11 protein-coding genes are annotated in these 15,233 nt (G+C 58.7%); 6 read left to right on the forward strand and 5 right to left on the reverse strand.

The features are described from left to right. Positions 1-6: 6 nt before the first annotated feature. From QN085_RS07785 to QN085_RS07795, 3 genes are read right to left on the reverse strand one after another with little or no spacing between them, the layout of a single operon-like run. Positions 7-600 carry a glutathione S-transferase gene (locus QN085_RS07785; protein ID WP_024086539.1) on the reverse strand — a complete coding sequence of 198 codons (594 nt, stop codon included), beginning with the start codon at positions 598-600 and terminating at the stop codon, positions 7-9. Beyond that, a complete protein-coding gene (locus QN085_RS07790) occupies positions 597-4,241 on the reverse strand; it encodes an AAA family ATPase (protein ID WP_285690292.1) in 3,645 nt (1,214 codons plus the stop codon). The genes QN085_RS07785 and QN085_RS07790 overlap by 4 nt, the downstream gene beginning before the upstream one ends. Next, entirely contained in the window at positions 4,238-5,476 is a 1,239-nt protein-coding gene (locus QN085_RS07795) for an exonuclease SbcCD subunit D C-terminal domain-containing protein (RefSeq protein ID WP_013971635.1), read from the reverse strand. The genes QN085_RS07790 and QN085_RS07795 overlap by 4 nt, the downstream gene beginning before the upstream one ends. Positions 5,477-5,783: 307 nt before the next feature. Between QN085_RS07795 and QN085_RS07800 the strand changes: the two genes are divergently transcribed. The 5 genes from QN085_RS07800 to QN085_RS07820 all read left to right on the forward strand — a co-directional run bounded on the left by QN085_RS07800 (position 5,784) and on the right by QN085_RS07820 (position 12,750). Continuing rightward, the gene (locus QN085_RS07800; protein WP_285690296.1) at positions 5,784-10,427 is read left to right on the forward strand and encodes an RHS repeat-associated core domain-containing protein; all 4,644 of its coding nucleotides are present in this window, start codon (positions 5,784-5,786) and stop codon (positions 10,425-10,427) included. A 70-nt stretch (positions 10,428-10,497) separates the two neighbouring features. After that, positions 10,498-10,854 (forward strand): HNH endonuclease signature motif containing protein, encoded by a 357-nt coding sequence (locus QN085_RS07805; protein ID WP_023662515.1) that lies wholly within the window; start codon positions 10,498-10,500, stop codon positions 10,852-10,854. A gap of 51 nt (positions 10,855-10,905) precedes the next feature. Beyond that, complete coding sequence (locus tag QN085_RS07810; protein ID WP_023662514.1) at positions 10,906-11,397, forward strand: SMI1/KNR4 family protein; 492 nt, start codon at positions 10,906-10,908, stop codon at positions 11,395-11,397. 33 nt (positions 11,398-11,430) lie between these two features. Then, positions 11,431-11,877, forward strand: a complete 447-nt coding sequence (locus QN085_RS07815; RefSeq protein WP_023662513.1) for a YrhA family protein — start codon at positions 11,431-11,433, stop codon at positions 11,875-11,877. A 519-nt stretch (positions 11,878-12,396) separates the two neighbouring features. Further along, positions 12,397-12,750, forward strand: coding sequence for a hypothetical protein (locus QN085_RS07820; RefSeq protein WP_023662512.1), 354 nt, complete (start codon positions 12,397-12,399; stop codon positions 12,748-12,750). On the opposite strand, the gene QN085_RS07825 is transcribed toward QN085_RS07820, so the two are convergent. Then, positions 12,747-13,603 (reverse strand): IS5 family transposase gene (locus tag QN085_RS07825; RefSeq protein ID WP_128637302.1). Its coding sequence is split into 2 segments (ribosomal slippage): positions 12,747-13,262 and positions 13,265-13,603, totalling 855 coding nucleotides; the frame shifts between segments, so codons are not numbered across the junction. The two genes, QN085_RS07820 and QN085_RS07825, sit on opposite strands and share 4 nt — an antisense overlap. Before the next feature lie 358 nt (positions 13,604-13,961). Here QN085_RS07825 and QN085_RS07830 point away from each other — a divergent pair. Beyond that, a complete protein-coding gene (locus QN085_RS07830; protein WP_013971637.1) occupies positions 13,962-14,393 on the forward strand; it encodes a DUF2628 domain-containing protein in 432 nt (143 codons plus the stop codon). 207 nt (positions 14,394-14,600) lie between these two features. On the opposite strand, the gene QN085_RS07835 is transcribed toward QN085_RS07830, so the two are convergent. Then, entirely contained in the window at positions 14,601-14,867 is a 267-nt protein-coding gene (locus QN085_RS07835) for a hypothetical protein (protein ID WP_023661137.1), read from the reverse strand. Positions 14,868-15,233 lie beyond the last annotated feature (366 nt).

Here is a 15,233-nt window from a genome sequence, read left to right on the forward strand (position 1 = left end):
AGTTGTTCATTTGGCCATGACTGACCTGAACAGCTCCGAAGCCAACCACCCCTCCAGCCAGCTCCGCACCCGCGGATAAGCCGCCTCGGCGAACCACTGCGGTTCGACCCCGGCAAACTGGCGCATCAGGGGCAGCAACGCGGCATCGGCAATGCTCGGGTGCGTGGCCAGCAAGTAGGGCCTGCCTGCCAGCAGGCCCTCGAGCTCCGCCAGCCAGGCCTCGGCCTGCTGGCGGTAATGCTCGCGGGTATGCTCGGGGTAGCGCTCGGCATACTTGTACAGGTTCGCCTGCGCCTTGAACGTGCTGTCGTTGCGCGCAATCAGTGTTTCAGCCTGCTGCGCCGCCGCAGGGTCGGCCTGCAGCCGCCAGTCCTGGGGGTCGTTTTGCGCCAGCGCCCAACGCATGATGTCCAGGCTTTCTTCGAGCACCCCGGCACCGGTATCCAGTACCGGCACCGTGCCCTTGGGTGACAAGGCCAGCAGTTCTGCCGGCTTGTTCTTCATCGCTACCTCGCGAATCTCCACCTTGCACTCCGCATAGCGCAGGGCCAGGCGCGCGCGCATGGCCCAGGGGCAGCGGCGGAACGAGTAGAGGATCACCCGCACACCTCCACGTCACTCAGGCCATTGCCTTGGCGGCGCACCTGGATCTGCACCGGGATGCGTTCGTGCATTTCCTGCACGTGGGAAATCACCGCCACCTTGCGGCCCTGGGCCTGCAAGCCGTCAAGGGCGTCCATGGCCAGTTGCAGCGACTCGGGGTCGAGGCTGCCGAAGCCTTCATCGATGAACAGCGATTCGATGCGCAGCGTGCTGGAGGCCATCGAGGCCAGGCCCAGGGCCAGGGCCAGCGACACCAGGAAGGTTTCCCCGCCAGACAGCGAGTGCACCGAACGCAGTTCGTCACCCATCTCGGTGTCCAGCACCAGCAGGCCCAGGGCGCTGCCGCCGCGCTTTAGGCGGTAACGGCGGGCCAGCTGGCGCAGCTGGGCGTTGGCGTGGTGCAGCAGCAGGTCGAGGTTGTAGCCCTGGGCGATCTTGCGGAACACATCGCCAGAGGCCGAGCCGATCAGGGCGTTCAGGCGAGCCCAGCGTTGCCACTGCTGGTGGGCCTGTTCGATTTCCGCCGCCAGCGCCTGGTGCGCCTGTTGGCGACGCTGGTCATCGGCCTGCTGTGCACGCAGTTCGGCGCATTGCTGCTCATGGCCGGCCAGGCGTTCGCGCAGTTCGGTCAGGGCCTGTTCCAAGGCGTCGGCCGAGGTGTCCACAGTCATTTGCGCGGCATGTTGCTGCAGGCGTTGTTCACGTTCCTGCAGCAGCACGCGTCCCTGTTCGATGGCCTTTTCGGCGCCTTGCAGGCGCTGGCGCAGCTCATTTACCTGCGCGTCCTCCATGCCCAGCAGGCGATCCAGGCCGGCGTCGTCCAGTTCCGGGTGTTCTGCGCGCCACTGGGCGATCTGGCCCTGCAACTGCTGGCACTCGGCGTCCAGCGCCTGCTGCTGCTGGGTGTTGGCCTTGAGTTCGCTGGCCAGTTGCACGCCTTGGGTACGCAAGTCCTGCAGGCGCTGGGCAGTGTCGGCATCGAGGGCGCGGGCCTGCTCCAGCGCGGCGTCCATATGCAGTTGCCAGGCTTCGGCGCTGGCGTGTCCGCCCAGCAGTTCGCCGAGCGAAGCCTGTGCCTGCTGGCGCTGCTCGTCGAGGGCGGCAAGTTTCTGCTGCAGCTGCTGCTGGGTCTGCACGCGTGCCTGCTGCTGGTCGCGCAGCTTGTCCAGCTGGGCCTGGCGGGCTTGCTGTTCTTCCTGTTCGTCCTTGCGCTGCTCCAGTTGCTGCAGGCGCAGGGCGATCTGCTGGTCCAGGGCGAGGAAGGCATTGGCCGGGTCGTCGTTCAAGGCCTTGAGGGCCTCTTCGGGCAATACGCCGGCAAGGTCCTCAAGGCCTTGCTGCAACTGCTGCTCGTCGCTGGCCAGGGCCTGGTGCTGTTGCTCCAGGTGGCGCTGGGCTTGCTGTTGCGCCTGCTGGGCGGCCTGCAATTGCTGGTTGAGACGGGCTGCATCTTTTTGCAGGGCGAGCAGGGCGCTCTGGCGTTTCTCGTCCTGGCCGATTTCTTCGTCCAGGCGCCGCAGCTGGCTGTCGAGCCAGGCACTGCGGGCATTGTCGTCCTGCGGGGCCAGGGCGGGCCACAGGCTGTGCGCCTGCACCTGGGCCACCAGCGGTTGTAGCTGTTCGCCCAGTTGCTGCTGTTGCTGCTGATAATCCTTGAGCTGGGCGTTGACCACGCCCAGCTGGGTGCGCAGCTCCACCAGCTTGCTGTTGAGGGTTTCGACCTGCTTCTGCGCGGCGTCTTCCTCGGCCTGGTCATGGCGACCCAGGCTTTGCAGCAGCGCGTCAGGCTGGTGGAACGGGTGCTCGGCGCTGCCGCACACCGGGCAGGGTTCGCCGTCGCGCAACTGGCCGCGCAACTCTTCGACGCTGGTGTTACGTGCCAGGCGCTGGCGTTCCAGCAACTGGCGGGTGAGGTTGAGCGCTTGCTCGGCGGCTTCCAGCTCGGCCTTGGCGGCGGTGCCTTCGGTAATCAGTTGCTGGCGCTGCTGCATGGCCTGCTGCTGACGCACGCGTACGGCCTCCAGCTGTTGGCGCAGCTCCAGTTCACGGCCATGCAGACGTGACAGCTCTTCCACGGCGCGCTGCTGCTTGCGGTTGTCCTGCAGCATGCCACCCAGCAGGTCGATCTGTTCTGCCAGGGCCTGGGGTTCGGCCTTGGCTTCGCGGAACAGCAGCTCGAAGGCATCGCGCTCGGCCTGCAAGTGCGCATTGGCCTGGCTGGCCTGGGCTTGTAGGCCGGGCAGCTCTTCACGGCCCTTGGTCAGGCGGCCACCGATCAGCATCACTTGCTTCAGTTGCGGCAGGTAGGCGTGCCAGGCATTGGCCAGGCCCGCCAGATGCTGGCTGTCGGCGAGCGCGGTGTCGATCTGCGCCAGTTGCTGCAGGCTGCGCTGCTGGTTGTCTTCGAGCTGCTGCAGGTGCTGCTGGCCTTCGGCGACCTGCTGCTCGGCCTGCTGGCCGGCGCTGCGCTGTGCTGCCAGCTCCTGGTCCAGGCGGGCCAGGTTGTCCTGGGCGGCAAAGGCCTGGCGCAGGCGAGGGGCGTTCTCGCTGTGTTGGGCCTGGCTATCGGCAAGCGCCTGACGCGCGGCGTCCAGCGCCTGTTCGAGCTCACTGGTGCGCACTTGCAGTTCGGCTTGCTGCTGCTGTTGCTCGGCGATCTTCGCTGCCACCGGTGCCAGTTGCGCGGTCAGTGTCTGCTGGCGGTGGAACTGGTGACGCTGCGGGGCCAGACGCTCCAGGCGCACCAGGTCCAGGCGCTGGTCAGCCAGTTGTTGCCAGTCCTGTTCGGCGGCCTGCAGCGCGGTGCCGGCTTCGGCGTGCTGGGCCTGCAACTGGCGCTGCTCGTTCAGCCAGTTGCGTTGCTGTTCCAGCTGGCGCTCGCCAGCCTGGTCGGCCTTGAACTGCTGTTGCGCCTGCTCCAGGCGCTGGTCGAGTTCGGCGCGCGCTTCGGCGGCCATCGGCAGCAGGTGGCTGGCACGGTCCTTCAGGGCATTGTGGGCCTCGCCGGCTTCGCGTGCCTTGCTGAAGGCCCGCTGGCCCAGGCGGGTGTAGATGGCGGTGTTGGTGAGCTTTTCCAGCAGCTCGCTGCGTTCTTTGTCGTCGGCCTTGAGGAAGGCGCCGAATTCGCTCTGGGCCAGCATCACCGCGCGGGTGAACTGTTCGAAGTTCAGGCCCAGGCGGGCTTCGACCAGTTGTTTGTACTCGTTCTTGCCGCTGCCCAGTACCTGCTCGCTGTCCAGGTCGTAGAAGCTCTGGCGGCTGTGCTGCAGCTTGCCGTTGGCCTTGTCGCGGGCGCGGTTGGCTTCCCAGCGGGCGCGGTAGCGGCGGCCATCGATGCCGACGAAATCGACTTCGGCAAAGCCGCTGCCGGTGCCGCGGCGCAGCAGGTTGCGCGGGTCGGAGGTAGGGATTTCACCGTCTGCATCCGGCACCTTGGCCTCGCGGCCAATGTCGTGCAGCCGCGGCACGGTGCCGAACAACGCCAGGCACAGGGCGTCGAGCAGGGTACTTTTGCCCGCCCCGGTAGGCCCGGTGATGGCGAACAGGCCGGCGCTGGCCAGCGGTTCGGCGGTGAAGTCGATATCGACCGGGCCGGCCAGGGATGCCAGGTTCTTCAGGCGGATGGCGAGAATCTTCATGGCTGTTCCTCTTCCTGCTGCACGTCCTGCAACAGCAGGGCGAAGTCGGCCAGCGCCTGTTCGTCGGCGGGGTTGCCATAGGCCTGCTCCCAGGCGCGGCTGAACAGGTCCTGCGGGGTCATCTGGGCCAGTTCGACAAAGGCCAGGTCATCGTCTTCGGCATTGTTGCGGCCGGCGTATTCGGCACTGATGCGGATCAAGCGCACGGCCTTGCCTTGCAGTGCGGTTTCGATCTGCTGGCGCAGGTCGGGTTGCGGCTCATCCAGTATCACCCGCACCTCCAGCCAGGGCTGGCGGTTGGGGTCTTCGAGCAGGTCGATCACTGGCAGCTCGGCCAACTGCTCCAGCAGTTCGCCCAGTGGTGCCGGGCCGACCCGTTGCAGGGCCACGGCGCGCGGTACCGGGCGCGGTTCGACGCTGACCAGGCCAGTGCCGTCCAGCTCCACTTCCAGCACTTGGTGCGGGTAGTTGATTTCGGCGAACGACAGCGGGATCGGCGAGCCGCTGTAGCGGATGCGTTCTTCGCGGTTGACCTTCTGCGGCTTGTGCAGGTGGCCCAGGGCGACGTAGCTGATGGCCTTGTCGAACAGCTTGGCCGGCAGCGCTTCGGCGTTGCCGATGATCAGGCTGCGTTCGGAGTCCTCCGACACCGCGCCACCGGCCATGTGCGCGTGGCTGATGGCGATCAGCGCCTGGTCCTTCTTGCGCTTCTTTTGCGCGGCGGCGATCAGTTGCTGGTGCACCTGGGTAATGCCTTGCAGGTAGTCGTCACCCAGTTGCGGGCCGGTCACCTCGGCCGGGCGCAGGAAGGGCAGGGCCAGGCACCAGGCGGCGACCTTGCCACGGCCGTTGGTCAGCGGAATCAGCAGGCGCTCGGCATCCAGCTGGCCCTCGTCCAGCCAGTGCACACGGCCCAGGGCATGGGTGCGCAGGCGGCGCATCAGCGCCGCGGGCAGCTCGATGCGCGAGCCGGAGTCGTGGTTGCCAGCGATCATCACAATGTCCAGCTTCGGCTGTTGCTCGTGGGCCTGGACGATGAAGTCGTAGAGACGTTCCTGGGCTTTGACCGGCGGGTTGACCGTGTCGAAGATATCGCCGGCGATCAGCAGCGCATCCGGCTGGCGCAGGCGCAGCTGGCCGAGCAGCCAGTCGAGGAAGCAGGCGTGTTCGAAGTCGCGTTCCTGGCCGTGCAGGCTTTGGCCCAGGTGCCAGTCGGAAGTATGAAACAGACGCATGGATGACCTGTTGGTGTCGAGTCGAGCAAGCGGGGGCTTGGCTTGGGTGATGGGTGTTGCGCAAGGGCGGTATGGTAACCCAAGCCTATGCGGCAAGGCAGTCGCTCCTGGCGGGTAAGTGCTTTCCTACAAGCAGGTCCGCGCACTGAACGCCTTGTTCATTGACGGCCTAACGGCGTTTTCCTAGCGTCCTTGGGTTTCAAGCCTCAAGGACGCAACAATGATCAAGGATCTGACCGAGCGCTCGCTGCTTCAGTCTTGTCGTTCATTCACGTTGCACAACTTGGCCGAACAGGAGTAACCCCTCATGTTCGAAGCGGCCAGGTTTGGCGACGAGATTTCACACACCGGCGCATTGGGCGGCTTCCTGCTGGGCGCTGCCCTGGGTATCGCACTGGTGGCCACGGTGGCCATCGCCACCTTCACCTGCGGGTTAGGCGTGGCTTTGCTGGCCGGCATCGCGGCAGGTCTCGGGGGCAGCTTGCTGACCGCTGCCGGCGAGGCACTGGGCAGTCTGTTCTCATCCCCCTCAGGGACGATACTGACGGCCTCGCCCAACGTCTTCATAAATAGCCGCAAGGCCGCCCGCGTCGAGAAAAGCATCGGTGCCTGCGACAAGCACCCCGGCCCGGTGCAGATCGCCGAGGGCTCGACCAATGTCTTCATCAATGGCGTCGCGGCGGCGCGCAAGGGCGACAAGCTGACCTGCGGCGCGACCATTTCCGGGGGTTCGAACAACGTCTTCATCGGCGGTGGCACTTACCGCTACCTGCCCGTGGATGACGAAGTCCCGGAGTGGCTGCGCACCACCGTGGATGTGCTGATGGCGATTGCTGGCGCAGCCAGTGGCCTTGCGAATGTGCTCAAGATGGGTACCCAGGCCGGTATGAAGGCCGCCCTACCTTGTGCCCTGAAATTCACGGCCGGCTTCATTGCTGGCGAAGTGGCCGCCCGCTACATGGTCGAGCCTGTGGCACGCAGGGTGTTGGGTGGACTGGTTGGCAACCCGGTCGACCTCACCACCGGCCGCAAGCTGATCCCCGATGAAATTGACTTCAGCCTCCCGGGCTTGATGCCGATCGAGTGGTCACGTTTCTACGCCAGCGACCTTACCGTCGACAGCGTGCTCGGGCGCGGCTGGGTGCTGCCCTGGGAGCAAAGCCTGCGTCGGCGGGGCTCATTCATTTACCTCACCGACAACCAAGGCCGCAAAGTTCCGTTCGTGACCCTGCAACCGGGCGAACGGATCTACAACCCGCACGAGCAGGTGTACCTGGTGTGCACCGAGGGCGGCCACTACATCCTGCAAACGCGGGACAACCTGTTCTTCTACTTCGGCGAAGTGCCAGACACCAACAGCGAAGTGCCGCTGCAACGCATCGAGAACGTTCTCGGTCACTTCCTGCATTTCACCCGCACGCCTGACGGTACGCTGACCGACATCAGCGGCACCGGCGGCACCCGCGTGCACCTGCACTACGACCACCCGCTGGGCCGCCTGACCGACATCAAGCGCGTGGTGAACGACCAGGCGGTCGAAACGCTCACCCAGTACCGCTACGATGAACACGGCCAGTTGAGCGCGGTGATCAACCGCAACGGCCACACCGTGCGCAGTTTCAGCTACGCCGAAGGCCTGATGGTAACCCACAGCAACGCGCTGGGCCTGGGCTGCCATTACCGTTGGGAAACTCTCGGCGGCCAGCCGCGCGTGGTCGAGCACTGGACCACCGATGGCGAACGCTTCCACTTCCGCTACGACCTCGACGCCCGCACCAGCTGGGCCACCGACGTGCTCGGCCGCGAGCTGGAAGTGCAGTACAACCCCGACCACCGGGTGATCGCCAGCCGCGACTACGGCGGCGAACGCTACGCCACCGAGCTGGACGACAATGGCAACATGGTCGACCTGACCTTGGCGGACGGTAACCGCCTGCAATTCAAGTACGACGAATTCTCCCGCCTGCTCGAAGAAACCGACCCGCTGGGCCGCAAGACCACCTACGAATATCACCACCTGACCACGCTGGTGACCCAGGTCAGTTACCCGGATGGCAGCACCTGGCGGGCGCGCTACGACGAAAAGGGCAACCTGCTCGCCGAATTCGATGCCCTGGGTCAAATGACCGAATACCTGAACAGCGATGACGGCCTGCCGCACACCATTATCGACGCGACCTACAAGTCCAAGTACCTGTGGTGGAACACCTTGGCACAGGTCGAGCGTTACCAGGATTGTTCGGGCAAGAATACCTGGTACCGCTACGACGAACGCCAGCACCTCGTCGCGGTAACCGATGCGCTGAACCAGACCACCACGCTGGAGCGCAAGCCCGACGGTGAGGTGCTGCGCATCAGCCATCCCGACGGCACGGCGGAAACTTTTACCTACAACGACCTTGGTCAGGTGCTCGACCACACCGATGGCAAAGGCCAGATCACCCGCCTGCTACGCACTTCCCGTGGTTTGCCGAGTAACCGCCGGGACCCGAAAGGAGGGACGGTTCGTTACGAGTACGACAAGGCCTGGCGTCTGACCGGGTTGGTGAACGAGAACAACGCCACGTACCGCTTTGCCTATGACGCCTCGGACCGGCTGACTGAAGAAGTGCGGGTGGATAACCTGACCCGGCGTTTCAGCTACAACCTCGGCGGCCATCTGACCCGGCTGGATGAGATTGGCTATGGCGAAAATGCCGAGCGGCCGGAGCGGCATACGCTGTTCGAGCGTGACAGCATTGGCCGGTTGGTCGCCAAGATCAACCGCGATGCGAGCCAGACCTTCGCGTACGACGACAGCGACCGGTTGCTGAGCATCGAGCGGCAGCCGACCGGAATCGGCAAGCAGCTAGGAATCAGCGAAGAAAAGCTGGAGTACACCTACGATTTGCTGGGCCGGCTGATCAAAGAAATCACCTCCGACGGCACGCTCTGCTACGAATACGACCCGCTCGGCAATCTGACTACGCTAACCCTGCCGGACGGCCGCAAGGTCAATCACCTGTACTACGGCAGTGGGCATCTGCACCAACTGAACCTGGACGGTCAGGTGATCAGCGACATGGAGCGTGATGACCTGCACCGCGAGGTTTACCGGACCCAGGGCAAGCTCACCAGTTGTTTCGGTTATGACGAGATGGGGCGCAAGGCGCGGCAATACGCCTCGATGCTGCCCGCCGACAAGCTCTCGCAGGTGCACAACACCGGTATCAATACCTCATTGCTGGTGGAGCATGCGTACAACCCGATTCACCGCCGTTACCAATACGACCCGGCAGGTGAACTGGTGCGTACGCTCGACAAGCTGCGTGGCGAGATCAAGTACGAGTACGAAGCGAACGGCCAGTTGCGCAGCCGCGATACGGGCTCGCTGGTTGGCAGCGAAGAGTTTCGTTACGACCCTGCGGGCAACCGCTTGGATTTCAATGCCCGGCAATTTGCCAAGTCCAGGGACAACCGCATCACACACTGGCGGGACCAGGAGTATCGTTACGACCCGTGGGGCAACCTGATCGAAAAATGCTCGGAATATGGCAACCGGTTGCAGCGCTTCGGTTATGACGGTGAAAACCGGCTGGTGCGGGCGGAGACATGGGTCAATGGCAAGCTGGAGAGTACCGGGCACTACCGTTATGACAGCCTGGGGCGGCGGGTGGCCAAGCTGGCTGAGATCAATGGCCAGGTCGAGCAGAAGCGCTTCCTCTGGCAAGGGCTGAGAATGCTGCGGGAGGAGACGCCGGGGCAGAGCATCCTGTATCTGTATGAGCCGGGTAGCTATGCGCCGTTGGCGCGGGTCGATCAGGCGGAAGGGGAGGAGCAGAAGCTTTATTATTTCCATACTGACCAGATTGGTACGCCGCTGGAGGTCACGGACAGTGACGGTAAGATCGTCTGGCAGGCGACGTATCGCTCGTGGGGGGCAATAGAGAGTCTGCCGATCAATGAGATCGAGCAGAATTTGCGTTTCCAAGGTCAGTACTTTGATAGTGAAACGGGACTGCACTACAACACGTTCCGGTACTATGGTCCTGAGATAGGGCAATTTATCACCCAAGACACAATTGGCTTGGGCGGGGGATGGAATCTCTATAAATATGCCAACAATCCGGTTGTTTGGGTTGATCCCTTTGGATTGGATGCATTAAGCACTCTTGCCGAGCGTGGTTATTTTGGTATAACTAAAACACTAGGTGGTGGCCTAGATTATTCTGGTAGCAATGCGCTTTATGCGAAAAATCCAGGGGTCAATCCCATAGTGGTAATTGAATATACGGGAAATTATATTGAGGACTTTGAGGCTGCAAACAAAGTGGCCGAATTAAATCAAAAAACCACGCCGCGAGGCTATGTGTGGCATCATGTGGATGACTATAATCCTAAAACCAATAAAGGCACTATGCAATTAGTAGAGCAGAGGGCTCATCAAGGTGTTCCTCATAATGGAGGAGTATCTCAATATAAAGCTGCAACCGGAAAAGCTTATACATTCCCAGCCAGAAAGCCAGTGGCCGCGAAAAAAAGCAGGAGGAATTTCATGTTAGATCTCGAAGGGTCTGAATCCAGTATTGATGTCGGTGATTTTTCAGAAATTGAAACTTTGGCAAATGGTAAGCTTCCGATCCTATTTAAGGAAATTTATCTTAGGAACAATGGCGGATTTCCCAGGATTACCGAGGTGGAAGGTGATGAGTATGTATTTAGTATAAATGGTTTCAATTCGGTAAAATTCGGGGAGCTACCGATAGAAAAATTAATGCAAGAATATAATGCTCAAGATAAGGCTTTGCATGGCTATGTGCCTTTTGCATATGACGATGGCGGCAACAGCTTCATGCTTTCTCTGAGGGAGGAAGACGCTGGAACTGTATATTTACTAATTCAAGATGGTCTGCAAATGGAGAGGGTCTGTGCGAGCTTTGATGATTTCGTAAATTCGCTGAGCATTGGGTGAGATAGTTGTTTTATTAAGGTGAGGTTCAGTTGTTAAAGTGCTGGATTCAATCGCTTAGCAAGAACTGCTTGTGGGGTTGATAGATGTTGCGGCAATCGAGGTTGAACCGGAGTGCGTTGAGGTTTTCGCTCGCTTTGATTTTGCTAAACAGCGTGCGCCTGAACTGTGCTCTGACTTTACCGAGGCTTACAAACAGGCTGGACTGACAAAGGCTCAAGTGAAATCAATAGGCAAATACACTTGGCACCACTTGGACGATTTCGATCCTGTGACGGGCAAAGGTACTATGCAGTTAGTAATGCAGTCTGCTCACAAGGCTTCGTTGCCGCATACTGGCTCAGTCGCGCAATTCGAAAAATATTTTGGTTTGCCTTCTGGATCTTATGGGATACCTGAAGCTATAGCTATCTCACAGGATAAGGGTTGACTAAAGGCCGCCCACAGAAAACAACATTAAAAACTTGTTGAAGATTCTATAATGGATGACTTTGAACTGTTTGATTCTGGTGCTCCCGTCTCGATATTAGATATTGATAACCTTGAGTCTGAAATTGGCATGCAATTTCCAACGGACTTCAGGGAGCTTTACCTGTCTTTCAATGGAGGCACTCCGAATCGGGAGTTTTGGACGGGCGATGAAAATTATGAGCCGATTAGAATTGAAGATTTTAAAAGCATCGCCAGCGCTGAAATCGTTGACAAAGACGAGACTAAATACATAGGCGGATGCTTCAATTTGATGGTGCATAGGAACGTATTGCCAGCACATTTGGTACCTTTTGCCGTTGATGAGGCAGGTAATTTTATTTGCCTTGATAAAGAAGGAGGTAGTGTTATTTATTTTGCGGTTGATGTTTTTCAGCCGGATATTGACATGCGCATAAATCACATTAACGCTCAAAAGATGTTGTCCTCTTCGTTTCGTGTGTTTATTGACTCCTTGGTTGGTGAGGGTGAGGTCGATCAGTAGATTCCTTGAGGGGCGTGCATATTAGGTCATTAGATGATTGAAATGAAAATGATGATCGACAAGTTGTCTGGTGCGCCTGCACTTATTCCCGGTGCATCCGAAGAAGATCTGGAATTATTTGTTCAGCGCTGTCAGTTGGCGTTGCTTGCTATGCCGCCCTCAGAGTATCTGGAGCTATTAGGTGTTTGTAATGGGGCTGCGGAGAATGGCGTATTTTTGTATTCAACTCGCCGAATACCATTTTCGGATTGTGCCGGTGAGACCAATGATTTTATAGAGATGAATTTGAATTGGCGTGATTTGGAATGGATGAAGGATTACTTGGTTTTTGGAGAGAGTGATATGGATGTTTATGTGCTGGAAATGTCCTCAAAAATATATCAGGTGAGAGATCGCCAGGCCTTCGATAATGTTTACTATGAGTTTTCAACATTTAATGAAATGGTAAGTCATATGTTTGGTTTTATGGCGGTCGGGTGAGTTTTTAAGGGGCAGTTTTCCAATTTCTGATAGAGTGTGATCCATGAACTCCCCCTGCTACAAGATGGGGCTCAATTTGCCGTGGCATCTCTGGCCCCATGAAAAACCCTGCGCCTCCTGGGTTTGAGGTTACGAGACCTCTGCATGCGGATTGTTCCGATGAAGGAATATACAGAAATGGAAGGTTTTTCTCGATTGGCTTCGAGGATCAAGTAAAGGTGTTAAACTATGAATCAAACTTCCAAGGGTCGAGTGAAGTGGTAAATACCTAGAAGAGGGCAAGATCATTTTCCGGATGGGGGTTATATAAAAATGGAGATATCCCTGTTGATCCAGGGTTTCGTTTTTCCATGATTGCTAAGGCTGCTAAATTGGGTTCGGAACTGCAGCGGGTCAATAGTTTGCCTTCGGGGTATTGAGGTGTATGAAAATGAATTGGCCTGAATCTTTGAGGCGGCGTATTGTAACGAGCTAAAAGGTTATGATGTATATTTTTCACCTTACGATGTTCCTAGAACAATGTCTGTCATTGCGATTGTCATGGAGGGGGCTGGGGTCTCAGCTTCAGCCCTTATGAAGCTCCATCGTGTACTTGGTGTCCCATTGTTGCAGTTGAAATCAACGATTCTGGCGCATGAGCCAGTATTAGAGTTGGAAATTTTTGACGGCGACTATCACGATCATGCAAAAATGATTCGATCAGTTTGTGCTGTGCTAACTGCGGAAAAAGTAGATGCGTCTTATTACGAAATTCCCTATGGTCAGCAATATGTAGGGAACCCCAAATTATCCATTTGGAAAATCGATTCAAGTCTGGTGGAGGGTATATTGAGTGCGGCTGATGATGAGGTGGAGCGACAGCTCAATAGTTAGGCTCTGTACGAAAAGAGATGTCGCAAACACCGCATGGAACAAGCCAGTGAGACCATGGCTGCATAGCTTTTCGCGAGCTTGTCGAAGCGCGTCACGATGCGGCGGTTCTCTTTCAGCCAGCCAAACATGCGCTCAATGATGTTGCGCTGTCGGTATTTGGGTCGATCAAACAGTCTGGGTAAGCCAGGCTTGGGTTTACGCTTCATTGAGCGCATCGGGATGACGGGTTGCATTCGGTACTGGTCGCAGTAACGGCGCAGCGCTTCGGCGTCGTAGCCCTTGTCGGCGAGCAACCATTTGCAGCGCTTACGCGGGCGGCCACGTTGGTTCGATTGAATGCTGACTTCGTCCAACAGTGGTTGGGCGTAGCTGATGTCACTGGCTTGACCGCCAGAGAGGAGGAAGCGCAACGGTATCCCGTTAGCGTCGCAGAGCATGTGGATCTTGGTCGTCAGGCCACCGCGACTGCGGCCTAGAGCGTGATCGGCAGGTTCGTCAGCCCCCCTTTTTTCCGAGCACCAGATGAGGCTCGGGTTGCACGTACGGCGGTTGAGTCGATCATCCAGGTTTGCAGATCGATCAAGCCTTGCTCATTCAATCTCAGGTGTAAGCGTTTGAGCATCTGATCGAACGTCCCCTGGTTTCGCCAGCCGCGAAACCGTTGATACACCGTTGACCATGGGCCGAAGCGCTCCGGCATGTCTCGCCATGCAGCGCCCGAGCAGAGCACCCAGAGCACGCCATCGAGCATCAGGCGGTCGCTTAAGCGTGGCCGCCCTCGGCCATGAGTTTCGATGAAGAGATCAGAGACCACATCCCAGGCCTCGTCAGAGAGTTCGTAACGCTTTGCCATCACAGAATTCCTTTCCGTAGATGGCCGGGAACCCTACAGAATTTCAGCTTCCGAAGGGCGCCAATTGGGTTTCTCGGGATTTCGTACAGAACCTAGTCTAATAGGGGGTATACGAAGTTCCTCAGCGGCACCCGCGTTCACCTGCACTACGACAACCCGCTGGGTCGCCTGACCGACATCAATTGGTGAACAACGAATTTCTGATCGCGCCGATCTGGAAGCCTTGAGTGTTTCGTGACTTGGCTCTCGCTTTGCGGGAGGTATTAAGCTTGCCCTCAAAAGCATGCTGTTTTACCCTCCAAACCGGCCATGATCATGGCTATTCGACACACACGGACGATAATCACAGGAGTCACCAATGGAAGGCATCCCACAAACCCAATCCACCCCAGATAACCTCAAGCCAAAATGGCGGGAGCGTTTCGCTTTCTTCGATCAGTACGGCGCACCCACCTCCGAGCCCTACAAAGCCGCTTTCCGCGCCTTGCCATTTGGTAAGAAGCTGCTGATCAACAACAACTTCATCGCCTTTTTCTTCGGCCCGATCTACTGGTTCGTGCTGGGACTGTGGAAGAAGAACCTGGTCATGCTGGCCATCATGATCGCCATCGGCGTTCTCCTGAGCTACTACGAGATCGCGACGGGTAGCGAAATCCCGCGCCCGTTGGATAACGGCATCAGCATGGCGTTTGCGTTTCTGTACAGCTTCCTGACCAACCGTGCCTACTACCTGAAGCAGACCAAAGGACAGCAGAGCTGGAACCCGTTCGAGGGGCAGCGGTTCATCTGAGCTGTCAGCCAGTTAAACAGTTGCTCACAGGTTGATGAAGCCCTCTTTCCCACCACGGTCTCTGTAGGAGCGGCCTTGTGTCGCGAAAGGGGCGCAAAGCGCCCCCACGATCTCCGCTCCACCACAAAATCGCCGGGGCCGCCTTGCGGCCCTTTCGCGACACAAGGCCGCTCCTACAGGGGCCGCGCATGTCTTGGGGCTGTGTAGTCAGTGCCAGGTGATATCCCCGGTTTGCCGGTGCAACAGCAACTCGGCCAGGGCCTTGGTCATCTGTACGTGATGCACCGCGTTGACCAGCATGTTGATGCCGGGCTCGCCGGCATTGGCGCAGATGTATTCGTCCAGCGAGTCTTCGATGCCGGCCATCAGCTGGAGGGTGTGGATCAGGGCGTCAACCGAGGGTGTGTCCTGGTTGATGGTGTAGAAGGGGCGGGCCGTTAGTTTTACGGGTGGATTGGGGACGAGTTTCTTCATGGCGTATTCCTCTGAAGGAGAAGGGAACTGCCACCTGAATCTTTCTCACGGATTGAGGGTGGCAGCCGTACGCGGGGTGAGAAACCGAGGAGAAATACGCAAAGACTCGGCCAGGCCAAGGCCCGCCCACGTACGGCCACCATAGAGGTGCTGCGTAAAATCTCTGTCGGGTTCTCACACCCGGTCACCGAAGCGACCCGGAAACGTTATCCGTGAGGTGTTTCCCCGACAACAGCGATAGTTCGGCAGCGCGCGTAGGATAATTCCTAAGTGGGTTGATTCTGAAGCATTAGGGTGCAGGTTCAGAAATGTCGTACGGCGGCGGGTGGCACCGGCTACGCCGGTGTTCGCGGGTGAACCCGCTCC

It is taken from the genome of Pseudomonas sp. M2(2023) (genome assembly GCF_030263955.1).
GTDB lineage: Bacteria > Pseudomonadota > Gammaproteobacteria > Pseudomonadales > Pseudomonadaceae > Aquipseudomonas > Aquipseudomonas asiatica.

Coding starts and splice junctions, on each gene's coding strand:
- QN085_RS07790 (WP_285690292.1), bottom strand. CDS start 4,241: ATGAAGATTCTCGCCATCCGCCTGAAGAACCTGGCATCCCTGGCCGGC.
- QN085_RS07795 (WP_013971635.1), bottom strand. CDS start 5,476: ATGCGTCTGTTTCATACTTCCGACTGGCACCTGGGCCAAAGCCTGCAC.
- QN085_RS07800 (WP_285690296.1), top strand. CDS start 5,784: ATGTTCGAAGCGGCCAGGTTTGGCGACGAGATTTCACACACCGGCGCA.
- QN085_RS07810 (WP_023662514.1), top strand. CDS start 10,906: ATGGATGACTTTGAACTGTTTGATTCTGGTGCTCCCGTCTCGATATTA.
- QN085_RS07815 (WP_023662513.1), top strand. CDS start 11,431: ATGATTGAAATGAAAATGATGATCGACAAGTTGTCTGGTGCGCCTGCA.
- QN085_RS07820 (WP_023662512.1), top strand. CDS start 12,397: ATGTCTGTCATTGCGATTGTCATGGAGGGGGCTGGGGTCTCAGCTTCA.
- QN085_RS07830 (WP_013971637.1), top strand. CDS start 13,962: ATGGAAGGCATCCCACAAACCCAATCCACCCCAGATAACCTCAAGCCA.
- QN085_RS07835 (WP_023661137.1), bottom strand. CDS start 14,867: ATGAAGAAACTCGTCCCCAATCCACCCGTAAAACTAACGGCCCGCCCC.